19 protein-coding genes and 1 tRNA gene are annotated in these 20,680 nt (G+C 70.7%); 14 read left to right on the top strand and 6 right to left on the bottom strand.

Annotated elements, in window-relative coordinates; translation table 11 throughout:
• Positions 1 to 77: 77 nt before the first annotated feature.
• Positions 78 to 914, bottom strand: a complete 837-nt coding sequence (locus ON36_RS00780; protein ID WP_085999545.1) for a Cof-type HAD-IIB family hydrolase — start codon at positions 912 to 914, stop codon at positions 78 to 80.
• A 98-nt stretch (positions 915 to 1,012) separates the two neighbouring features.
• Here ON36_RS00780 and ON36_RS00775 point away from each other — a divergent pair, with 98 nt between their 5' ends.
• The 8 genes from ON36_RS00775 (at position 1,013) to ON36_RS00740 (ending at position 10,329) form a co-directional block, all read left to right on the top strand.
• Complete coding sequence (locus ON36_RS00775; protein ID WP_043646450.1) at positions 1,013 to 1,990, top strand: ABC transporter permease; 978 nt, start codon at positions 1,013 to 1,015, stop codon at positions 1,988 to 1,990.
• A complete protein-coding gene (locus tag ON36_RS00770) occupies positions 1,987 to 2,904 on the top strand; it encodes an ABC transporter permease (protein WP_043646448.1) in 918 nt (305 codons plus the stop codon). Before ON36_RS00775 ends, ON36_RS00770 begins: the two co-directional genes overlap by 4 nt.
• On the top strand, positions 2,901 to 4,751 hold the full coding sequence (locus ON36_RS00765) for an ABC transporter ATP-binding protein (RefSeq protein WP_052313508.1): 1,851 nt from the start codon (positions 2,901 to 2,903) through the stop codon (positions 4,749 to 4,751). The genes ON36_RS00770 and ON36_RS00765 overlap by 4 nt, the downstream gene beginning before the upstream one ends.
• Before the next feature lie 17 nt (positions 4,752 to 4,768).
• Positions 4,769 to 6,454 (top strand): ABC transporter family substrate-binding protein, encoded by a 1,686-nt coding sequence (locus tag ON36_RS00760; RefSeq protein ID WP_043646446.1) that lies wholly within the window; start codon positions 4,769 to 4,771, stop codon positions 6,452 to 6,454.
• Between the two features lie 11 nt (positions 6,455 to 6,465).
• Entirely contained in the window at positions 6,466 to 8,133 is a 1,668-nt protein-coding gene (locus tag ON36_RS00755; RefSeq protein ID WP_043646443.1) for an ABC transporter family substrate-binding protein, read from the top strand.
• The gene (locus ON36_RS00750) at positions 8,130 to 8,765 is read left to right on the top strand and encodes a hypothetical protein (protein WP_245557800.1); all 636 of its coding nucleotides are present in this window, start codon (positions 8,130 to 8,132) and stop codon (positions 8,763 to 8,765) included. Before ON36_RS00755 ends, ON36_RS00750 begins: the two co-directional genes overlap by 4 nt.
• A 93-nt stretch (positions 8,766 to 8,858) precedes the next feature.
• Positions 8,859 to 9,587, top strand: coding sequence for a FadR/GntR family transcriptional regulator (locus ON36_RS00745; RefSeq protein ID WP_043646440.1), 729 nt, complete (start codon positions 8,859 to 8,861; stop codon positions 9,585 to 9,587).
• A 19-nt stretch (positions 9,588 to 9,606) separates the two neighbouring features.
• Positions 9,607 to 10,329, top strand: a complete 723-nt coding sequence (locus ON36_RS00740) for a sterol desaturase family protein (protein WP_052313507.1) — start codon at positions 9,607 to 9,609, stop codon at positions 10,327 to 10,329.
• A 5-nt stretch (positions 10,330 to 10,334) separates the two neighbouring features.
• Here ON36_RS00740 and ON36_RS00735 read toward each other — a convergent pair whose 3' ends face one another.
• Together ON36_RS00735 and ON36_RS00730 are read right to left on the bottom strand one after the other, a co-directional pair.
• A complete protein-coding gene (locus ON36_RS00735) occupies positions 10,335 to 11,588 on the bottom strand; it encodes a hypothetical protein (protein WP_174377524.1) in 1,254 nt (417 codons plus the stop codon).
• Positions 11,589 to 11,663: 75 nt separating this feature from the next.
• The gene (locus ON36_RS00730) at positions 11,664 to 12,218 is read right to left on the bottom strand and encodes a TetR/AcrR family transcriptional regulator (RefSeq protein WP_043646436.1); all 555 of its coding nucleotides are present in this window, start codon (positions 12,216 to 12,218) and stop codon (positions 11,664 to 11,666) included.
• A 120-nt stretch (positions 12,219 to 12,338) separates the two neighbouring features.
• Between ON36_RS00730 and ON36_RS00725 the strand changes: the two genes are divergently transcribed.
• The 5 genes from ON36_RS00725 (at position 12,339) to ON36_RS00705 (ending at position 18,191) form a co-directional block, all read left to right on the top strand.
• Positions 12,339 to 13,097 carry a carboxymuconolactone decarboxylase family protein gene (locus tag ON36_RS00725; protein ID WP_043646434.1) on the top strand — a complete coding sequence of 253 codons (759 nt, stop codon included), beginning with the start codon at positions 12,339 to 12,341 and terminating at the stop codon, positions 13,095 to 13,097.
• 155 nt (positions 13,098 to 13,252) lie between these two features.
• Positions 13,253 to 14,662 (top strand): MFS transporter, encoded by a 1,410-nt coding sequence (locus ON36_RS00720; RefSeq protein ID WP_043646433.1) that lies wholly within the window; start codon positions 13,253 to 13,255, stop codon positions 14,660 to 14,662.
• Positions 14,663 to 14,719: 57 nt separating this feature from the next.
• A complete protein-coding gene (locus ON36_RS00715; RefSeq protein WP_043646431.1) occupies positions 14,720 to 14,932 on the top strand; it encodes a heavy-metal-associated domain-containing protein in 213 nt (70 codons plus the stop codon).
• A gap of 29 nt (positions 14,933 to 14,961) precedes the next feature.
• Positions 14,962 to 15,909 carry a DUF8832 domain-containing protein gene (locus ON36_RS00710; protein WP_043646429.1) on the top strand — a complete coding sequence of 316 codons (948 nt, stop codon included), beginning with the start codon at positions 14,962 to 14,964 and terminating at the stop codon, positions 15,907 to 15,909.
• 29 nt (positions 15,910 to 15,938) lie between these two features.
• Positions 15,939 to 18,191: a heavy metal translocating P-type ATPase gene (locus ON36_RS00705; RefSeq protein ID WP_043646428.1), complete on the top strand. Its 2,253-nt coding sequence runs from the start codon at positions 15,939 to 15,941 to the stop codon at positions 18,189 to 18,191.
• 52 nt (positions 18,192 to 18,243) lie between these two features.
• Here ON36_RS00705 and ON36_RS00700 read toward each other — a convergent pair whose 3' ends face one another.
• Both ON36_RS00700 and ON36_RS00695 read right to left on the bottom strand, forming a co-directional pair.
• Positions 18,244 to 18,861, bottom strand: coding sequence for a DUF6636 domain-containing protein (locus ON36_RS00700; protein ID WP_245557798.1), 618 nt, complete (start codon positions 18,859 to 18,861; stop codon positions 18,244 to 18,246).
• A 135-nt stretch (positions 18,862 to 18,996) separates the two neighbouring features.
• Positions 18,997 to 19,069, bottom strand: a tRNA-Gly gene (locus tag ON36_RS00695).
• A gap of 132 nt (positions 19,070 to 19,201) precedes the next feature.
• Between ON36_RS00695 and ON36_RS00690 the strand changes: the two genes are divergently transcribed.
• Complete coding sequence (locus tag ON36_RS00690; RefSeq protein WP_157224725.1) at positions 19,202 to 19,609, top strand: hypothetical protein; 408 nt, start codon at positions 19,202 to 19,204, stop codon at positions 19,607 to 19,609.
• Here the strand turns inward: ON36_RS00690 and ON36_RS00685 are convergent.
• Positions 19,602 to 20,462: an NAD(P)H-binding protein gene (locus ON36_RS00685; RefSeq protein ID WP_043646426.1), complete on the bottom strand. Its 861-nt coding sequence runs from the start codon at positions 20,460 to 20,462 to the stop codon at positions 19,602 to 19,604. The genes ON36_RS00690 and ON36_RS00685 overlap by 8 nt on opposite strands.
• Between the last annotated feature and the right edge of the window lie 218 nt (positions 20,463 to 20,680).

Genomic DNA, 20,680 nt, shown 5'->3' with positions numbered 1-20,680 from the left:
CGGTCGGCTGACACTCGATCGACGCGACGAACGGCCGGTGCCTCGCGGGGCACCGGCCGTTCGTCGTCGGGGACGAGTCAGCCCCACCAGCGTTCGAGGATCCGGGCGACGCCGTGCTCGACATTGGTCGCGGTGACCTCGTCGGCCGCGGCGATGGCGTCCGGGTGTCCGTTGCCCATGGCGACGCCGTGCCGGGCCAGTTGCAGCATCGGCACGTCGTTGGGCATGTCCCCGAACGCGACGGTCGCGCCGGGATCGATGCCGAGCCGCGCGGCGACCTCGAGCAGGCCGGAGGCCTTCGTCACCCGCGGCACGGACAGCTCGATCAGCCCGTGCTCGGTGGAGAAGGTGATCTCGGCGCGGTCGCCGATCAGCGGGGCCAGCGCGTCACGCATGTCGGAGCTGCGCGCCGAGCTGAGCCGGACCAGCATCTTGATGGCCGGGCTGTCGATGACCTCGGCGTGCGAGACGACGGTGTCGTCGGGGTTCAGCCAGGCGTGCTCGTAGGTCGGCGAGCTGACGAACTGCGGGGTGACCGCGTCGTGCGCGCTCTCCCCGACCCGCTCGGTCGCCAGCCCGCAGCCGGGCAGCGCCCGCTCGGCGAGTTCGGCCAGTTCGGCCAGGGTCGGCACGTCGAGGGCGTGGCTGGACAGCACCCGGTCGGTGGCGCTGTCGTAGAGGACCGCGCCGTTGCCGCAGACCGCGAGCGGGGCGAAGCCCAGTTCGTCGACCACCCGCCCGATCCAGCGCGGGGGGCGACCGGTCGCCAGGACGAAGCTCGCCCCGTCGGACACCAGCGAACCGACCACCGCTCGGGTGCGGGGCGAGACCCGCTCGTCGTGGTCGATCAGGGTGCCGTCGACGTCGGTGGCGACCAGCTCGGGTTTGGGGGGCAGACCTGTCACCCCCTCCATCCTGCCGGATCGACGGGGCCGACCGCCTGTCAACGCACGCGTGATCCGGCGGCGGTCCTTATGATCAGGGCCTGATTCGCCGATCCCAGAGGGGCCAGATGACGAGCTACCTGTTGCGGCGCGCGCTGAACTATGCCGTGCTCCTGCTGCTGGCGACCTTTCTGGCGTTCAGTCTGGCTTCGCTGACCTTCAGTCCGCTCGACAGTCTGGAGCAGCGCAACCCGCGGCCGCCGCAGTCGGTCATCGACGCCAAGGCCGAGGAGCTGCACCTCGACGAGCCGATTCCGCAGCGGTATCTGACCTGGCTGGGTGGCGTGGCGCACGGCGACTTCGGGACGACGCTCGCCGGGCAGCCGGTCAGCGACGAACTGGGCCGTCGGATCTGGGTGAGCCTGCGACTGCTGGTCACCGGCGCGGTGCTCGGCACGGTGCTCGGCGTGCTGATCGGCGCGGCGGGCGCGATCCGGCAGTACAAGTTCAGCGACTATTTCACGACGGTGCTCTCCCTGCTGATCATCTCGACACCGGTCTTCCTGCTCGCGACGCTGCTCAAATACGGTGCGCTGGAGATCAACACGGCCACCGGAACGCAGATCTTCCTCTACACCGGCGAGAGCTCGGCCGGGTTGTCCGGCGGGACGTGGACCCAGATCCTCGACCGCGCACAGCATCTGGTGCTGCCGACGATCACCCTCGCCCTCGGCGCCATGGCCGGCTACAGCCGCTATCAGCGCAACGCGATGCTCGACGTGCTGCAGAGCGACTTCATCCGCACCGCGCGCGCGAAGGGCCTCACCCGCAATCGCGCCCTCTACAAGCACGGTCTGCGCACCGCGCTGATTCCCATGGCCACCCTGTTCGCCTTCAGTTTCGGGGCGCTGATCACGGGGGCCACGTTCACCGAGAAGATCTTCGGCTGGCACGGCATGGGCGAGTGGCTGGTCGACGCGATCAACGCACAGGACCTGTACGTGGTGGTCACCGTGACCGCGTTCGCCGGCCTGGTCGTGCTGCTCTCGGGCCTGCTCTCCGACGTGGTCTACGCCCTGCTCGACCCGAGGGTGCGTGTCGCATGACCGAGACCGAGATCATCGCGGCGGGCGCCCCGGAGGCGACCGGCCGCCGCACGCTGGTGTGGCGCCGCTTCCGCCGCAACAAGCCCGCGATGGTGGGCGGGATCCTGCTGATCCTGATGTTCGTGGCCAGCTACGCGCTGCCGCCGTTCCTGCCCTACGACTATCAGCAGCTCGATTACACCGCGCTGATGAAGCCGCCGAGCGCGAAGCACCCGTTCGGCACCACCCAGATCGGCCAGGACGTGCTGGCGCAGACGCTGCGCGGCATGCAGAAGTCGATGGTCATCGGCCTGTGCGTCGCCCTGTTCTCGACCGCGATCGCGGCGACGGCGGGCGCGCTGGCCGGCCTGCGCGGCGGCTGGATCGATCGCGCGATCATGTGGGTGGTCGACCTGCTGCTGGTCATCCCGAGTTTCATCATCATCGCGATCTTCGCCCCGCGCACCAAGGGTTCCGGGTCGATCGCGCTGCTGATCGTGCTGCTGGCCGCGTTCGGCTGGATGATCGCCGCGCGCATCGTGCGCGGCATGACCCTGACGCTGCGGGATCGCGAGTTCGTCCGGGCGGCGAAGTACATGGGCGCCCCCACCTGGCGGATCATGCTCACCCACATCATCCCGAACATCGCCTCCATCCTGATCATCGACGCGACGCTGGCCGTCGGCGCCGCGATCATGGCCGAAACCGGGTTGAGCTACCTGGGTTTCGGCGTGCAGCCGCCGGACGTGTCGCTCGGCTCGCTGATCGCGGCGGGCACCAAGTCGGCGCTGACCTACCCCTGGCTGTTCCTGCCCGCCGGCGGCATCCTGATCGCGATCGTGCTGTGCGCGAACCTGGTCGGCGACGGGCTGCGGGACGCCTTCGATCCCGGCTCCCGGCGGGCCCGGGTCCGGCGTGAGGACACGAACGAGTGAACGCGACGAACTCCACCGCACCCCTGCTCGAGGTCAGCGACCTGCGGGTCTCCTTCCCCGGCGAGGAGGGCCGGGTCGACGCCGTGCGCGGGGTGAGTTTCACCGTCGCCGACGGCGAGGTGCTGGCCGTGGTCGGCGAGTCCGGGTCGGGCAAGTCGGTGTCCGCGCTGGCGGTGATCGGGCTGCTGCCGGAACAGGCGCGGGTGCACGGCTCGGTGCGGCTGCGCGGGCGCGAGCTGCTCGGCCTCGGCGACAAGCAGATGTCGGCGCTGCGCGGGTCGTCGATCAGCATGGTCTTCCAGGACCCGCTCTCGGCGCTGACCCCGGTGTACCGGGTGGGCGACCAGATCGCCGAAGCGCTGCTGGCGCACGGGAAGATGTCCAGGTCCGAGGCGAAGACGCGGACCGTCGAGTTGCTCGACCTCGTCGGGATCCCCGATCCGGAGCGGCGGGCGGCCGCCTTCCCGCACGAGTTCTCCGGTGGCATGCGCCAGCGCGTGGTGATCGCCATGGCCATCGCCAACGACCCGGCGCTGATCATCTGCGACGAGCCGACCACGGCGCTGGACGTCACCGTGCAGGAACAGATCCTGAACCTGCTGCGCAAGGCGCGCGACATCACCGGCGCGGGCGTCGTGATGATCACCCACGACATGGGCATCGCGGCCACCCTCGCCGACCGGGTCGCGGTGATGTACGCGGGCCGCATCGTCGAGAGCGCCCCGGTGACCGAGCTCTTCGCCGAGCCCCGGATGCCGTACACGGTCGGCCTGCTCGGCTCCATCCCCCGCATGGACGGCCCGGCGCGCGCGCCGCTGGCGCCGATCGTCGGCGCGCCGCCCGCGATGCACGCGCTCCCGCCGGGCTGCTCGTTCACCCCGCGCTGCCCGGTCGCCGTGGCCGACTGCGGCGCGGCCGAACCGCCGCTCGAGCGCGTCGCCCCCGGGCATTCGGTGGCCTGCATCCGGACCGCCGAGATCGGCCCGGCCGACCTGTTCGCCGCGTTCCGCCGGGCCGTCCCGGAGACCGCGGCGCCCGAGCAGGCAAGCGACGAGGTGGTGCTGCGGGTCACCGACCTGGTCAAGACCTATCCGATGCGCTCGGGCCTGCTGTGGCGCAGGCGCGGCGCCGACGTCGTCGCCGTCGACGGGGTCAGCTTCGAGGTACGGGCGGGCCGGACCCTGGCGCTGGTCGGCGAGTCCGGCTCGGGCAAGTCGACCACGCTGACCCAGATCATGGAGATGGTGGCGCCGCAGTCCGGCCGGATCGAGGTGCTCGGCGAGGACGTCGCCACCCTGACCAAGGCCGGGACCCGCGCGCTGCGCAGGCAGGTGCAGCTGGTGTTCCAGGACCCGAGCGCCTCGCTGGATCCGCGCCTGCCGATCTACGACGTGCTGGCCGAGCCGCTGCGGATCGACGGCCGCCCGGCCGCCGAGATCGCCGAGCGGGTGCCCGAACTGCTGCGGCTGGTCGGGCTGCGTCCCGAGCACGCCGAGCGCTACCCGGCCGACTTCTCCGGCGGCCAGAAGCAGCGCGTCAGCATCGCCCGCGCGCTCGCGCTCGACCCGCGCCTGCTCGTCCTGGACGAACCGGTCTCGGCGCTGGACGTCTCGATCCAGGCGGGCGTCCTCAACCTGCTGCGCGACCTGCAGGCCGAGCGCGGGCTGTCCTATCTGTTCGTGTCGCACGACCTGTCGGTCGTGCGCAACCTCGCCCACGACATCGCGGTCATGCTCGCGGGCAGGATCGTCGAGTACGGACCGGCCGAGCAGATCTTCGCCGAACCCGAGCACGAGTACACCCGCTCGCTGATCGCGGCCGTCCCGGTCGCGTCGGTCGGGCTCTGATCCACCAGGAGGCGCCCATGCGTACCCGTTCCCGAGTACCGCGGCCGCTCGCCGCGCTGACCGCGCTGGCGGTCACCGGCGTCCTCGTGGCGGGCTGTGCCGCCCCCGACGACTCCGCGCGCGGCCTCACCGACGCCGTCGGCACCACCAGCGACATCAACCCGACGCCACGGGAGGACGTGCGCGAGGGCGGCAACCTGCGCCTGGCCACCTCCACCATCCCGGCCAACTGGAACACGCTGTCCAACGACGGCAACGAGGGCGAGATCGCCGACATCGAACGCCCGATGATGCCGCGCTCGTACGACATCGACGCCGCGGGCCGCCCGCACCTGGCCACCGACTACTTCACCGACATCCAGCTGACCGGCACGAACCCGCAGCAGGTCACCTACACCATCAACCCGAAGGCGGTGTGGTCGGACGGCTCGCCCATCACCTGGGAGGACATCGCCTCGCAGGCGAACGCGCTGAGCGGGCGGGACAAGCGGTTCCTCATCGCGATCACCAACGGCTTCGAGTTCGTCGACAAGGTCGAGCGCGGCGTCGACGACCGGCAGGCCGTGCTGACCTTCCGCACCCCCTACGCCGACTGGCGCGGCCAGTTCGCAGGCAACGCCATGCTGTACCCCAAGCAGGTCACCGCGAACCCGGACGCGTTCAACCACAGCCTGGTCGACGGCATCACCCTCACCGCCGGGCCCTTCCAGGTGCGGTCCGTGGATCGCACCGAACGCCGGATCGTGCTCGGCCGCAACCCGAAATGGTGGGGCGCCCCGCCGAAGCTGGACACCATCACCTACAGCGTGCTCGACCACACCGCCTGGGTGCCCGCGCTGGCCAACAACGAACTCGACCTGGTGCGCCTCGCCGACATCAACGAGGTCAAGACGGTGCGCGCCACCCCCGGCCTCGTGGTGCGTCGCGCGCCGGGCAATCGCTGGCGGCACATCACCTTCAACGGCGCTCCCGGCTCCATCCTCGCCGATCAGGGTGTGCGGGTGGCGGTCTCGAAGGCGATCGACCGGCAGGGCATCGTCTCGGTGCTGCAGAACGGGCTGGTGGAGAACCCGAAACCGCTCAACAACCACGCGCTGTTGCAGGGCCAGGAGGGCTACCGGGACAACAGCCTCGGTTTCGATCCGGCCGCCGCGGCCGCCGAACTCGACGCGCTCGGCTGGAAGCTCGACGGCGACTATCGCGTCAAGGACGGGCGCAGGCTCAGCATCCGCGACGTCTTCTACAACGACCCGACCTGGGTGCAGGTCGCCCAGATCATCCAGCAGAACCTGCGCGCGATCGGCGTCGAACTCGTCATCGACACCAAGCCGGCGGCCGGCTTCTTCACCGACGTCATCCAGCCGGGCGATTTCGACGCCGCGCAGTTCATCTTCCAGGGCGACCCGTTCCCCCTGTCGAGCCTGCGCCAGATCTACTACTACGACCCGAACGACCTCCAGGGCAATTACGGCCGCATCGGCTCGCCCGAACTCAACGCCCTGATCGAGCGCGCCGCCACCGAACTCGATCCGCAGAAGTCCCTCGACCTGATCAACGAGATCGACCGGAAGGTCTTCGAGGAAGGCCACTCGCTGCCGCTGATGCAGTGGGACGGCAGTTTCGGCGCCCGCGCCGACCTCGCCAACATCGGCTCGCCCGGGCTGGCCTCCTACGACTACACCGTCATCGGTTTCACCAAGTAAAGGACGCTCGCATGCGCATTCGCTCGTTGGGTACCCGGTTCGCCATTCCGTGCGTCGCGGTGGGTGTGATTCTCGCGGGATGTTCGGATAATGCTCCACCACCCGGCTCGGCCACCATCGGCGCGACCAACGACATCAATCCGCACGATGTGAGCGAGATTCGGGACGGCGGGACGTTGCGTCTGCCGCTCAGCGGATTCCCGGAGACGTTCAACTACCTGCAGATCGACGGTGGCGACTCCAATGTCAGCGATGTGATCGACCCGATCCTGCCCTCGCCGTGGGTTTCCGACGCGGCGGGTGTGCTGACGGTGAACAAGAACTACTTCACCGATATCGAGCTGACCAGCACCAACCCGCAGAAGGTCACCTATACGATCAACCCCGAGGCCGTGTGGTCGGACGGCTCACCCATCACCTGGGAGGATCTCCGATCGCAGGCCCAGGCACTGAGCGGCCGCGACCCGGCATATCTGGTGAGCAGCCGCAGCGGATTCGACCTCGTCGCCAGCGTCGATCGCGGTGTCGACGATCGCCAGGCAGTCGTCACCTTCGACAAGCCCTATGGTCAGTGGCAGGGCCAGTTCGGCCCGCTGTATCCGAAGGCGACGACGGAGTCCCCCGCCGCGTTCAACGACCGCGATCGCAACGGCCTGTCGTTCAGCGCCGGCCCATTCCAGGTCTCGAATGTCGACCGCGCGCAGAACCGGATCACGCTGTCCCGCAATCCGAAGTGGTGGGGCGACACGCCGAAACTCGACTCCATCGTCTTCAGCGTTCTCGATTCGAGCGCCTGGCTGCCCGCCATCCAGAACAACGAGCTCGACCGCGCCTACATGTCGGGCCTGGAGAATGTCACCGCGGCGCGGCAGGCTGCCGGCGTCGTCCTGCGCCGCACCCCCGAACCGACCTGGTCGCACATCACCTTCAACGGCGCTCCCGGTTCACTCCTCGATGACCCGAAGCTGCGCATCGCCCTGTCGAAGGCGATCGACCGCCAGGGCATCGTCAACGCCTCGCAGAACGGCATCGTGGAAAATCCGGTGCCGCTGAACAACCACGTGTTCGTGGCGGGCCAGAAGGGCTACCAGGACAACGCGTCTCCTATCTCCTTCGATCCGGACGCCGCCGCTCGCATGCTCGACGAACTCGGCTGGAAACTCGACGGCGATGTGCGGGTCAAGGACGGCAAGCGGCTGGAACTGCGCAATGTCATGTACCAGCAGGACCAGTGGGTGCAGAGCGCGCAGATCGTCCAGCAGAACCTGGCCCGGATCGGCGTGAAGGTCGACATCCAGACCATCCCCGGCAGCGGCCTGTTCAAGAACGTCATCGACCCGGGCAATTTCGAGATGGCGTATTTCAGCTGGAGCGGCAGCACCCTCCCGATCGGCGCGCTCCGCCAGATCTACTACTACGACCCGAACGACTTGCAGGGCAACAAGGCTCGCATCGGTTCCCCGGAGCTCAACGCGCTGATCGAACAGACGATGTCCGAACTCGACCCCGAGAAGGCGATCGAGCTCGCGAACAAATGCGACCAGATGATCTGGGAGGAAGGCTATTCCATCCCCTTGCAGCAGGCATCGGGCACCTACGCCGTCCGCGCCGATCTCGCCAATTTCGGCGCCTTCGGCCTGGCCTCGATCGACTACACCAAGGTCGGTTTCCTGAAGTGATCCACGGCCCCCTGGCCTACCCGCTCGCCGTGACGATCGGCGCCCTCGCGGTCACCGCCGCCTGGGCGCCGTTCGCCGATCCGGACGAGTTGTCGGCGCTGGCGGCGGTCGCCGTGATCGTCCTGCTGTACACGGCCTTCCAGCTCGCGCTGGCGTTCGGCCGGGTGCCCGGGCTGCGGCCGCCGGAGCTGGGTTCGGCGACACGCCTGCGCCAGCAACACCGCCTGGTGAGCCGTTCCTGGCTCGAGATCGGCACTCCTGCGGGCACCCGCTGGCTCCCGGTCCACTACGAACCCGCCCTGCGGACCTTCACCGGGGGCGCGTTCACCGCGCGGCCGGGGGTCGCCACCGCGGGCGGGCTGCGCGTGTATCCGTCCGGTCGTCCCCGGTCCACCGAGCCGCCCGGCAGGCTGCACGACAACCCGACCCGCGCCGATCCGCATCCCCCGGCCGCCCCGACGCCTCGCACCCGCCTGCTCCTCGACGCGCAGCAGGCCGTCGGCGCGCCGCTCGCCGGTCTGCTCTGGGTCTACGTCGAGAACGGCGACGTCGCCGCCTTCGCCGCCGCCACCACCGTCGCGGCCGCCGCCTTCACCTGGCTGGCCGCGATCCGCGGCTCCGACCCTTCGTGAGAACGCGCTGGTCGACTCGCAGCCCCGCCGTAGCGCCGCACTCAACTGGTCTGACCACTTGACCATCAGTCCCGTGCCGTGCACAGTGGACACATGGCATGGACGCCCGTGGTGAAGCGATCGGTAGCCGGTGATGTGTTCGAGCAGATCGCCGGGGAGGTGCTGAGCGGGGAACTGGCGGCCGGGAGCGCGCTACCGAGCGAGCGTCAGCTCGCGGAGGCACTCGGGGTGTCGCGGCCCGCGGTGCGCGAGGCCCTGCAGCGACTGTCGGCGGCCGGGCTGGTCTCGGTGCGGCAGGGCGAGACGACGACGGTGCTCGACTACCGGCGCAGCGCCGGCCTGGAGGTGCTGCCGCGCCTGCTGCTGCGCGGCGACACCATCGACCCGTCCGTCGCCCGCAGCATCCTGGAGGCCCGGCTGCACAACGGCCCCAAGATCGCCGAGCTGGCGGCGGCCCGCGTCGGCGCGGGTGGCGGGGAGACCGCCGCCGGGCTCGAAGCGCTGACCGCCGCCGTCGACCGGCTCACCGCGTCGGCCGACGCGCTCGACCAGCAGTACATCGCGCTCGAATTCTGGGACCACATCCTCGATCTCGCGGATTCGATCGCCTTCCGGCTCATGTACTCCATGCTGCGCGCGGCCTACGAACCCGCGCTGCCCGCCCTGGCGCCCGTCATGTCCGCCGAGGTGGGCAACGCCGACGCCTATCGAGACCTGGCCGCCGCGATCGCCGCGGGCGAGCCGGACCGGGCCGCCGAGTGTGCGCGCGCACTGCTCACCCCGGCGACCACCGCCCTCCTGCACGCCCTGTCGGGCGCGTGAACCCACCCCGGGAGCCACCATGACCACTGACCGACCCGCGACACCGCCCGCCGCGCCCCGTCCCGCCACCGCGTCGCCTCCGCGCGCCACCCGCGACGATCGCGTGCGCCGCGGCCTGACGCTCGCCGACGCCGCCCGCGAGTTCGCGCGGCACCCGTCGCCCTGGATGATCGGCGCCGTCCTGGTCGCCGCGCTGGTCACGCGTGTCGCGCTGGGCGACTGGCGGATCACCGACGCGTTGGTCCCGCTCGTGATCCTCGCCGTGTTCCCCGCGTTCGAATGGGTCGTGCACGTGACCGTCCTGCACTGGCGTCCCCGCTCCCTCGGCCCGCTCACCGTCGACAGCGAGCTGGCGCGCAAACACCGCCTGCACCACACCGATCCGCGCGACATCCCCCTGATCTTCATCCCGACCAGGTCGCTGGCGCTGGTGATCGTCACCCTGGTCGCGCTGGCCCTGCTGGCCTTCCCCCGCACGCCCCTCGGCGTCACGTTCCTGCTGACCATGACCGTCCTCGGCCTGACCTACGAGTGGACCCACTACCTCATCCACACCGACTACAAGCCGAAACACCGCTTCTACCGCGCCATCTGGCGCAATCACCGCCACCACCACTACAAGAACGAGCACTACTGGTTCACGGTGACCACCACCCACACCGCCGACCGCCTCTTCGGCACCTCCCCCGACCCGGCCGAGGTCCCCACCTCCCCGACCGCCCGCCACCTGCACGGCAGCTGAACAACTCAGGATGTCGTGGGACCTGTCGAGTCGACGCCGGAGGCACTGAGCTGATCCGGGTCGATCAGCGGCTTCTCCGCCGTCGGCTTCTCGGGCTCGGGTTCGATCCAGGCAGCCAGCTGCTTGCGGCCCGAGGTGACCAGTGCACCGGTACGAGTACGCACCAGCGCGAAGGCATCGGACAGACTCGCGTGCTCGCCACCTACCCAATCGGTGAGTTGCAGATTGCGCGCTTTGGCGAATTCGCTGAGCAGAACCGCGAGTTCCTGGCGGCGCTTGGTCATCGTGCGGGCCGCGAACTTGTGATGGGCCTCGAAGGTGCGCAGGACGGCATGCGAGTCGACGACTTCCCGCAGTCTGCGTACCAATTCGAGATCGGCGCAGTATTGCTCGTGCACTGTGCTTCGCGCGCCGGCGACGGTCTGCTCCAAGTGCTCCGGCTCGGCGATCCGAACCTGCTCGAGCCGGAGCTGTTGCCACAGGAACAGGGACTTCTGAGCAACCACGAGCAACCGCAGCGTCTCACCCAGACGGTTCTTCGTGAGCATGGCGTCCAGCTGATCGGCCCGCTTGCCGGGCGAAGCCGCAGGGTCGAGAGTCTCCAACTGCTTGATCGCGTGGGCACGCAGTCGCTCGACACCCACTTCGAGATCCGCGCCGAGAGCCGCGACAGAGGACCAGTCGGTGGCGGTCAGAGCGTCACCCGCGGCCAGCGCCTGAACACGGCGCGCCAGCAGGCGGTGGTGCCCGTAGACATCGCCGATACGTTCGGCGGAGGCGAGTCGCAGGATCTCGTCGACCTTGTCCTCGATGGCCTCGAGTTGCTCGGCTATCTGCTCGAACATTCCGCGCACCGTCGCCTCCAGGGCGATAACGGCCAGTACGGCGGGGGCGACCGGCGTCACCGCCGGAGCGGCGACGCGCGCGTTCGAGACGATCTTGCCGTTCACCCGGACCATCCGGTGGTAGGTCACCTGACCCTTCGGCTGGTTCCCCGCCTTCGACGTCCCGTCCGCGAGGAGGTCGAACGCCCTGGTACCCAGCGCGTACGCCGTCTTGATCGGCCGCCCTCCGAAAACCGAAGTCGCGACGGCCGTGGTATCGGTGACCGGCTCGAAGACATCGAGCACCGGCTCGGTCTCCCAATCCCGCACGAAGGCGGCGATGGCGTCTTCCGGGCCGACCAGCGTCGTCCCGATCTCGTCTTCGAGCACTACCAGATCGGCGGTGTCGCCGCTGTCCACGAGATCACCGTTCACCGCAGTCCTCCTGTCCGAGTTCGCCGGCGCCGCCACACGATTCGTAGACATTGTGCAGCTTGCGGCCCGACCCCGTCACGTGTTGAGGAGGTGGGCGGCGATGGTGGCGGCTCGGTGGGCGGCGGCGGGGGTGTTCTCGCGGACGGCGGTGACGATGGCGCCGTCGATGAGGAGGGCCAGTTCGGCGGCGGTGGGGGCGGGGGTCGGGTGGCCCGCGGCGGCGAGCAGGTCGGTGAGGTAGGCGATGACGCGGCGTTTGTGGCGGTCGGCGACCTGGTGGGCGGCGGAGGTGGGGTCGGCGACCTCGATCATGGTGTTGATGAAGGCGCAGCCGCGGAAGTCGTTGCGGGCGAACCGCTCCGCGAGGGCGTCGAAGACGGCGAGGGGGCGGGCGGCGGGATCGTCGGTGGCGGACTCGACGGATTCGCGCAGCCAGTCGAGCCAGCGGCGGTCGCGGTCCTCCAGGACGGCGACGACGAGGTCGTCCTTGCCGGCGAAGTGCCGGTAGAAGGAGGCGCGGCCGACGCCGGACTCCTGGAGCAGCCGGTCGACGCCGACGGCCCGGATGCCGTCGGCGTAGAACAACTCCTCGGCGGTGGTGAGCAAACGCTGCCTGGCCTGTGTCGCCATGTCATCACGGTAGCAGCCCGGAACCGATCGGTACCATTCGTCTGGACAATTTCGGTACCGATCAGTACCGTCTAGTTCCGGTACCGATCAGTACCGTCTATGACGAGACCGGAGCAGACCATGTCGCGACTTCCCCTCCTCTCCCCCGAAACCGGCGACGCCGAGCAGGCCGAACTCCTCGCCGAGGTCCGGCGGCAGCTGGGCCGCGTGCCCAATCTGTATGCCGCCATGGCGAACAGCCCCGCGACGCTGCGCGGCTATCTCGCGCTGCGCCAGGCGCTGACGGCGGGCAAGCTGGGCGCCCGGGTCCGCGAGCAGCTCGCCCTGCTCGTCGCCGCCGAGAACGGCTGCGAGTACTGCGTTTCCGCGCACACGTTGCGCGCGGAGAAGATGGGCTTCACCCCGGAGGCCATCGCCGCGACCCGCGACGCGCGCGCCGCCGACCCCCACGCGGAGGCGGTCCTGCGGGTGGCCCGCGAGGTATCGCGCACGGGCGGAAGGGTTTCCGACGAACAGCTCGCGGCGGCGCGCGCGGCGGGCGTCAGCGACGCGGAGCTGGCCGAGATCGTCGGCCATGTCGCGCTCAACGTCCTGTCGAATCATTTCAACCATCTGGCCCGCCCCGAACTCGACTTCCCCCTGGTGCCCGTCCCCCCGAAGGAGACCCCGATGACCCCGAAGTGGCGGACCGCGACCACCGTGATCCTGGTCGAGGGCTACACCCTGATCGACGCCGAGGGCGCGCAGGCAGGCGCGGTGCACGACGCCCGTATCGCGTTCGAGGGCGGCTTCGTGCACGTCTCCGTCGGCCCCGGCGCGCCGGTCCAGGTCGTCTCCGCGCCCGCGATCGCCCGCATCACCTACGCGCTGGACGCCTGAATCCGGCTCCACGGCAACCCCTTTCCCACACGCGCCCGGCCCGCACCCCGCGGGCCGGGCGTCGTCGTGTGCCCGAAATCAGTGCTTGACAGATTAATACCATAGGGGGGTATGGTACCGATCCACGAGACGTCACCGCTCGAAAGGACGACACCATGACCACCCACACCAGATCCGCCACGAAGAAGTGGTGGGCGCTCGCGGTCATCGCCGCGGCGCAGTTCATGGTCATCATGGACACCTCGATCATCGGCATCGCGCTGCCGAAAATGCAGGCGGAGCTCGGCTTCTCGCCGGAGAACCTGACCTGGGTCTTCAACGCCTACGTCATCGCCTTCGGCGGCCTCCTGCTGCTCGGCGGCCGCCTCTCCGACCTGTTCGGCGCGCGCCGGATCTTCTCGGCGGGCTGGGTCGTCCTACTGGCCGGCTCCGTACTCGCCGGCGCCGCGGGCAATGTCGCGGTGGAGCTGACCGGCCGCGCGATCCAGGGCGCGGGCGCCGCGCTCATCGCCCCCGCCGCGCTGACCCTGCTGATGATGCTGTTCGGCGGCGCGCCCGCCGAACTCACCAAGGCGCTGGCGGTCTACGGCGCCGCCGCGCCCGCGGGCGGCACCGCGGGCGTGTTCCTCGGCGGCGTGATCACCGAGTATCTGAGCTGGCCGTGGGTCTTCTTCATCAACGTGCCGATCGCGCTCGCCGCCCTGATCGCGACGCCGCTGCTCATGCCGAACGCGCAGGCCCGCACCGGCTCGGTCGACATCCTCGGCGCGGTCACCGTGACCGCGGGCCTGGCCGCGGCGGTGTACGCCATCGTGCAGGCGCCGGAGGTCGGCTGGGCGTCGGGGCAGACCTGGGGCGTGCTGGCCGTGGCGGCCGCCCTGCTGGCCGGCTTCGTCTACCTGCAGACCCGCACCCGGGAGCCCCTGATGCGCCTGGAGATCTTCCGCGCGCCGAACCTCGCCGCCGCCAACATCGCCCAGCTGCTGCTCGGCGCGGCCTGGGTGCCGATGTGGTTCTTCCTGAACCTGTACCTGCAGCAGGTCCTCGGGTACAGCGCGTTCCCGTCGGGCGTGGCCCTGCTCCCGATGACCACGCTGATCATGCTCGGCATGATCGTGATCGCCCCGCGTGCCATGCAGCGGTTCGGTGCCAAGCCGATGATCGTCGGCGGCCTGCTCGTGCTGGCGCTGGGCCTCGGCATCATGTCCCTCGTCCGGCCGACCGGCAATTTCTGGGTCGACGTGCTCCCCGCGTCCCTGGTCGCGGCGGGCGGTATGTCGCTCGCGTTCATCCCGTCGCTGGGGACCGCCATCTCGGCGGCGCGTCCTGAGGAGGGCGGGCTGGCCTCCGGCATCGTCAACGTCAGCTACCAGGTGGGCTCGGCCCTCGGCCTGGCCGCCATGACCGCGGTCGCGGCCGCGGCGGGCGCGGGCACGCCCGGCGACGTGGCCGCGCTGACCGACGGCTACTCCGCGGCCTTCCTCGGCGCGGCCGTCATCGCCCTGGCCGGCGCGGGCGTCGCGGCGGTCACCCTGCGCTCCCCCCAGGACACCCCGGCGGGTTGACAAAGTACCCTAGGGGGGTATGGTAAGAATCAATCAGAGCATGATGGAGGTAGGAAAATGAGCACCACGACCCTGACCGTGACCGGGATGACCTGCGGCTGCTGCGCGGGCAAGGTCCGCAGCAAGGTCGGCGACCTGCCCGGCGTCACCGCGGTGGACGTGGACGTCGACGCCGGCCTGGTGACCGTCACCGCCGCCGCGACCCCGAGCCGCGAGGCGCTGGCCACCGCGATCGACGCGGCGGGGTTCGCCCTCGCCGATACCGAATAACCCGACCGGGACACACGAAAGGCACAGCAGTGAACACCACGACCAAGTTCGCCGGTTTCGGCCTCGGCCTCGCCGCGGTATTCGGGATCGCCCTGGGGATCGGCGCCTTGGTCGGCCCGGAACCCACCGAGCCGGCCGGGCACGGCGCGCACGAGACCCCGGGCGCCGCCGCCACCGAGATCCCGGCCGGCTTGATGGCCACCGAAAACGGCTACACCCTGCGCCTGGACACCGACCGGACCACCGCCGACGCGAACGCGACGGTGCGGTTCCGGATCCTGCGGGCCGACGGCACCCCGCTGACGAGCTACACCACCAACCACGACAAGGACCTGCACCTCATCGTGGTCCGCCGGGACCTGACCGGTTTCCAGCACGTCCATCCCACGCTCGACCCGTCGGGGACCTGGTCGGTGCCGCTGAACCTGTCCCGCGCCGGCGACTACCGCGTCTACGCCGACTTCACCCCGGCGGGCGCCGCCGGCCAGACCCTCGGCGCCGACCTGCGGGTCGCGGGCGCCTACGACCCGCGGCCGCTGCCCGCCCCCGCGACCACGACGACGGTCGACGGCTACACCGTCACCCTGGACGGCACCATCACCCCCGGACAGTCCTCGCGGGTCACCCTCTCGGTCGCCAGGGACGGGAAGCCGGTGACCGATCTGCAGCCCTACCTGGGCGCCTACGGACACCTGGTCGCGCTGCGGGCCGCCGACCTCGGCTACCTGCACGTCCACCCCGAGGGCACGCCGGGCGACGGCAGGACCCCGTCCGGGCCGGGCATCACGTTCTCCGTGACGGCCCCGAGCCAGGGCGACTACCGGCTGTTCCTGGACTTCCAGCACGCGGGCACGGTGCGCACGGCCGAGTTCACGGTCGCCGCGACCACCGCGACCACCGCGCCCTCGGGTGCCCCCACCCCCACCCCCGCCGCGCCCGCGCCCGCCCCCGGCGGCGACGGCCACGGCGGCCACTGACCCACCGAACACGAGGAAGGAGAACCGACATGGCCACGGCGACACAGCAACCCGGCACCGGCCGCGTCGAACTGGTGATCGGTGGCATGACCTGCGCGTCGTGCGCCAACCGGATCGAGAAGAAGCTCAACAAGATCGACGGCGTCACCGCCACCGTCAACTACGCCACCGAGAAGGCCAGGGTCGACTTCACCGGCGACATCGCCCCCGCCGACCTCATCGCCACCGTCGAGCAGGCCGGCTACACCGCCGCGCTGCCCGAGCCGCCGAAGACAGAGTCGGAAACGACGGCGCCCGAAGCGGATCCGACGGCCGCGCTGCGCACCCGGCTGCTGGTCTCGCTGGTGCTGACGGTCCCGGTGATCGCGATGGCGATGATCCCCGCGCTGCAGTTCACCAACTGGCAGTGGCTCTCGCTGACCCTGGCGGCGCCGGTGGTGGTGTGGGGCGCGCTGCCGTTCCACCGGGCCGCGCTGACCAACCTGCGCCACGGCACCGCGACCATGGACACCCTGGTCTCGGTCGGCACCCTCGCCGCGTTCGGCTGGTCGCTCTACGCGCTGTTCCTGGGGACCGCGGGCGAACCCGGCATGACCCACCCGTTCGAATTCACCATCGCCCGGATGGACGGCACCGGCTCGATCTACCTGGAGGCGGCGGCGGGCGTCACCACCTTCATCCTGGCAGGCCGCTACTTCGAGGCGAGGTCCAAGCGCAAGGCGGGCGCGGCGCTCCGCGCGCTGCTCGAACTCGGCGCGAAGGACGTCACGGTCCGGCGCGGCGGCGCCGAGCAGCGGATCCCGGTGGACCAGCTGGCGGTCGGCGACGAGTTCGTGGTCCGGCCGGGCGAGAAGATCGCCACCGACGGTGTCGTCGTCGAGGGCAACTCGGCCGTCGACGCCTCGATGCTGACCGGCGAGTCCGTCCCGGTGGAGGTCGGCGTCGACGACGCCGTCACCGGCGCGACGGTCAACGTCGGCGGTCGGCTGGTCGTTCGCGCGACCCGGATCGGCGCGGACACCCAGCTGGCGCAGATGGCGCGGCTGGTCGAGGACGCCCAGACCGGCAAGGCCGAGGCCCAGCGCCTGGCCGACCGGATCTCCGGCATCTTCGTCCCGATCGTGATCGCCCTTTCGGTGGGCACGCTCGGATTCTGGCTCGGCACCGGCGGTTCGGTGGCCGCGGCGTTCACCGCGGCCGTGGCGGTGCTGATCATCGCCTGCCCGTGCGCCCTCGGTCTGGCGACCCCGACCGCGCTGATGGTCGGCACCGGGCGCGGCGCGCAGCTGGGCATCCTGATCAAGGGACCGGAGGTGCTCGAGTCCACCCGCCGGGTCGACACCATCGTGCTCGACAAGACCGGCACCGTCACCACCGGCCGGATGACCCTGCTCGACGTGATCGCCGCCGAGGGCGAGGACCCCGCGACCGTGCTGGAACTGGCCGGGGCGCTGGAACACTCGTCGGAGCACCCGATCGCGCAGGCGATCGCCAAGGGCGCGCAGGACAAGGTCGGCACGCTGCCCGCGGTGGCGGACTTCGCCAACATCGAAGGGCTCGGCGTGCAGGGCGTGGTGAACGGGCACGCGGTCGTCGTCGGGCGCGCGCGCCTGCTGGCCGACTGGTCGCAGCCGCTGGGCGAGACCCTGGAGGCCGCCATGGCCGAGGCGGAGTCGGCGGGCCGCACCGCCGTGGCGATCGGCTGGGACGGCGCGGCGCGCGGCGTCCTTGTAGTCGCCGACGCCGTCAAGCCGACCTCGGCGCAGGCCATCGCGCAGTTCCGGGAACTCGGCCTCACCCCCATCCTGCTCACCGGCGACAACGCCCGTGCGGCGCGCGCCATCGGCGACGAGGTGGGAATCGCGGAGGTGATCGCCGAGGTCCTGCCCCAGGACAAGGTGGACACGGTCAAGCGGTTGCAGGCCGAGGGCAAGGTGGTCGCCATGGTGGGCGACGGTGTCAACGACGCCGCCGCGCTGGCGCAGGCCGATCTCGGCCTGTCCATGGGCACGGGCACCGATGTGGCCATCGAGGCGGGCGACCTGACCCTGGTCCGCGGCGACCTGCGCGCCGCCGCCGACGCCATCCGGCTGTCCCGCCGGACCCTCGGCACGATCAAGGGCAACCTGTTCTGGGCCTTCGCCTACAACGTGGCCGCCATCCCGCTGGCCATGGCGGGACTGCTCAACCCGATGCTCGCCGGCGCCGCCATGGCGTTCAGCTCGGTGTTCGTGGTGAGCAACAGCCTGCGGCTGCGCCGCTTCCGTTCGACGGCGCAGTAGCCACACGCGACCGAGGGGCCGCACCCGATCCGGGTGCGGCCCCTTCGCGGTTTCAGAAGAGGGTTTGCGCGTCGGCCGAGACGGTGAACCCGTGCCTGCCGTCGTCGCAGCGCACACCGGCCTGGGTGGACGTGCAGGACAGGCCGCGCACGATGAGGGTGTCACCGTAGTTCAGGATCCGCCCGCCGCCCTTGCCCGAGCCGTCGGTCGGCATGCCGACGAAGACGCCCTGGCTCGTGCAGAAGAAGCGCGCGCTACCACCCTCGACCTGGGCCGCGACCTTGCGGGCAGGCGAATCGTCGCAGGACGGCCGCAGTTCCGCCGGGATCACCCGGGTGCTCGCCAGCTGGCAACCGACCCCGCCCATGCCCTCGACGTAGAAGCCGCACATGATGTTGCCGGTCGGCGACTGGAAGTAGTACGCGCCGCCCTGCTGATAGTCGCGGGCGTCGACGGTCGCGTCGTCGCGATCCGGCAGCGTCGACGGTCGCGTTGTGCCCGGATCACCCACGGCCGGCGCGGAACTCGTCCCCGGCGCCGCGGTGTTCCCGCCCGACGGAGCGGCCGTCACCGTCGTCCCCGGCGCTGGCGCCGGGTCCGGCTCCGCCGTGCACCCGACCGCGCCGCCCGCGACCACGATCGCCGCCGCGACCATCCACAGCGTCCGCATGACTGTCTCCCCTCGAGTTCCGCCCGACCCGTGCCTGTAGATCGACCGGCGCCGCCGGGTCGTTTCGCTCGCTACCGAGTCGTGACCCCCGGAAACGACGAAAGGCGGCTCCGGGGAGCCGCCTTTCGGGGAACGAGCGGATGACGGGATTCGAACCCGCGACCCTCACCTTGGCAAGGTGATGCGCTACCAGCTGCGCTACATCCGCATGCACTCCGAGTGCCTCACCGGGATCGCCGGAGCATCGTCGTGCGAGTAGAAACTCTAGCGCGTACGCACCGGATTGACGAAATCGGCTGGTCACGGGCCTGCGGCGCTCGGGCCGGTTCTTTACAAGGAGATGACAAGTGAACGAAAACCGGGGCAGGGCATGATCTTCCCCATGAACATCCGCTCCCTCGCCGCCGTCACCGTCGCCACCGCCGCCACGGCCACCGCGCTCACCGTCGGGCTCGCGGGCCCGGCCGCCGCCGACTTCGAAGGCCCCGGCTCCTGCCTGGTGGTCCAGAACCACACCGGCAACCAGATCGAGCTCCGGCTCAACTACCCGACCGAGGGTGGCTCCTGGACCTTCTACCCGTACGAGGATCCGAGCCTGCTCACCGACCGCGACGACAACCCGATCTACTCGCCCACCGGCGAGTGGAGCGTGCACACCGAGCCCGCCATCGACGCCGCCTGGTCCTACGAGCCGGGCCGCAACAGCAGCCGAGGCTGCAACGGCTCCTGGATCATGACCATCAACTAGTAACCCGCGCGACGGCGAACGCAGACCTCCGGCCGGCCGCCCACTCCCCGAAGGAGTGTGGCGGCCGGCCGAGCACTTTCTCCACGTCGCCGGTCCGGACGGCGTTGCCGCCCGCGGCCACGTACGCCTGCGCGCGCACGACACCATCGGCGAAGACCGGGTCGGTGCCGCCGGCGATCAGCTGTTCCCGCGCCGTCGCGGCGTCGATGTCGGCCACGGCGACCGGCAGGCCGAGGGTCCGCGACAGGATCGCGGCCTGGTCGGCGGTGGTCAGCAGATCGGGGCCGGTCAGGGTGTACACCCGGCCGTCGTGGCCGGGCTCGACGAGCGTCGCCGCGGCGACCGAGGCGACGTCGCGGGGATCGATGACGCCCTGGGCGCCGGTGCCGACGGGGTTGGGCACCGGCGCCCCGGCCGCGATCGCGTCCCGCCAGCTCAGCGTGTTGGAGGCGAAGGAACTCGGCCGCAGGATCGTCCAGGCCATGCCGCTGTCCCGCACGGCCCGCTCCCCCGGCGCGTGCCAGGTGCCCGCGAGACCGAGCGCGGGGTCGCCGGTCCCGATCGCCGACAGTTTGACCACCCGCCGCACACCCGCCGCCACGGCCGCCTCGACGAGCACCTCGTCGGCCGAGCCGGCGAGCCCGACCCCGACCAGGAACAGCGCCTCCGCCCCGGCCAGCGCCGCGGCCACCGAGTCCGGATCGTGGAAGTCGCCGCGCGCGACCTCGACCCCGGGCGGGAAGTTCGCCGCGCCGGGATCCCGGGTGAAGGCCCGCACCTCGGCCCCGCGGGCGAGGAGTTCGGGGACGAGGAGGCTGCCGATGGTGCCGGTCGCGCCGGTGACGAGGATCATGCACCCAGCCTGGCGGCGCCGCGGCCCGCGCCGATAGGAAAAACCGGCACATCGCGGACCCGCCGGCCGGGCCTACGCTGGACCGGGTGAGCGCAACCTACACAACCACCGACGAGCTCGAGCACCCCGTGCCCGCACCGGACTCGTTGCGCCCCTGGTTCACCCGGACCACGAGCACCGCGCCCCTGGTCGATATCGCGCAGCCCGTGGCGCACCTG

Source organism: Nocardia thailandica NBRC 100428 (assembly GCF_000308795.1).
Classification (GTDB): Bacteria; Actinomycetota; Actinomycetes; order Mycobacteriales; family Mycobacteriaceae; genus Nocardia; species Nocardia thailandica.
This window is presented reverse-complemented; position numbering and strand designations above follow the sequence as displayed.

Bases quoted from the DNA above. Each gene is read 5' to 3' on its own strand.
- ON36_RS00740 (WP_052313507.1), top strand. From the start codon at position 9,607: ATGACCACTGACCGACCCGCGACACCGCCCGCCGCGCCCCGTCCCGCC.
- ON36_RS00780 (WP_085999545.1), bottom strand. From the start codon at position 914: ATGGAGGGGGTGACAGGTCTGCCCCCCAAACCCGAGCTGGTCGCCACC.
- ON36_RS00775 (WP_043646450.1), top strand. From the start codon at position 1,013: ATGACGAGCTACCTGTTGCGGCGCGCGCTGAACTATGCCGTGCTCCTG.
- ON36_RS00745 (WP_043646440.1), top strand. From the start codon at position 8,859: ATGGCATGGACGCCCGTGGTGAAGCGATCGGTAGCCGGTGATGTGTTC.
- ON36_RS00755 (WP_043646443.1), top strand. From the start codon at position 6,466: ATGCGCATTCGCTCGTTGGGTACCCGGTTCGCCATTCCGTGCGTCGCG.
- ON36_RS00700 (WP_245557798.1), bottom strand. From the start codon at position 18,861: ATGCGGACGCTGTGGATGGTCGCGGCGGCGATCGTGGTCGCGGGCGGC.
- ON36_RS00705 (WP_043646428.1), top strand. From the start codon at position 15,939: ATGGCCACGGCGACACAGCAACCCGGCACCGGCCGCGTCGAACTGGTG.
- ON36_RS00760 (WP_043646446.1), top strand. From the start codon at position 4,769: ATGCGTACCCGTTCCCGAGTACCGCGGCCGCTCGCCGCGCTGACCGCG.
- ON36_RS00715 (WP_043646431.1), top strand. From the start codon at position 14,720: ATGAGCACCACGACCCTGACCGTGACCGGGATGACCTGCGGCTGCTGC.
- ON36_RS00720 (WP_043646433.1), top strand. From the start codon at position 13,253: ATGACCACCCACACCAGATCCGCCACGAAGAAGTGGTGGGCGCTCGCG.
- ON36_RS00725 (WP_043646434.1), top strand. From the start codon at position 12,339: ATGTCGCGACTTCCCCTCCTCTCCCCCGAAACCGGCGACGCCGAGCAG.
- ON36_RS00685 (WP_043646426.1), bottom strand. From the start codon at position 20,462: ATGATCCTCGTCACCGGCGCGACCGGCACCATCGGCAGCCTCCTCGTC.
- ON36_RS00690 (WP_157224725.1), top strand. From the start codon at position 19,202: ATGACAAGTGAACGAAAACCGGGGCAGGGCATGATCTTCCCCATGAAC.
- ON36_RS00770 (WP_043646448.1), top strand. From the start codon at position 1,987: ATGACCGAGACCGAGATCATCGCGGCGGGCGCCCCGGAGGCGACCGGC.
- ON36_RS00730 (WP_043646436.1), bottom strand. From the start codon at position 12,218: ATGGCGACACAGGCCAGGCAGCGTTTGCTCACCACCGCCGAGGAGTTG.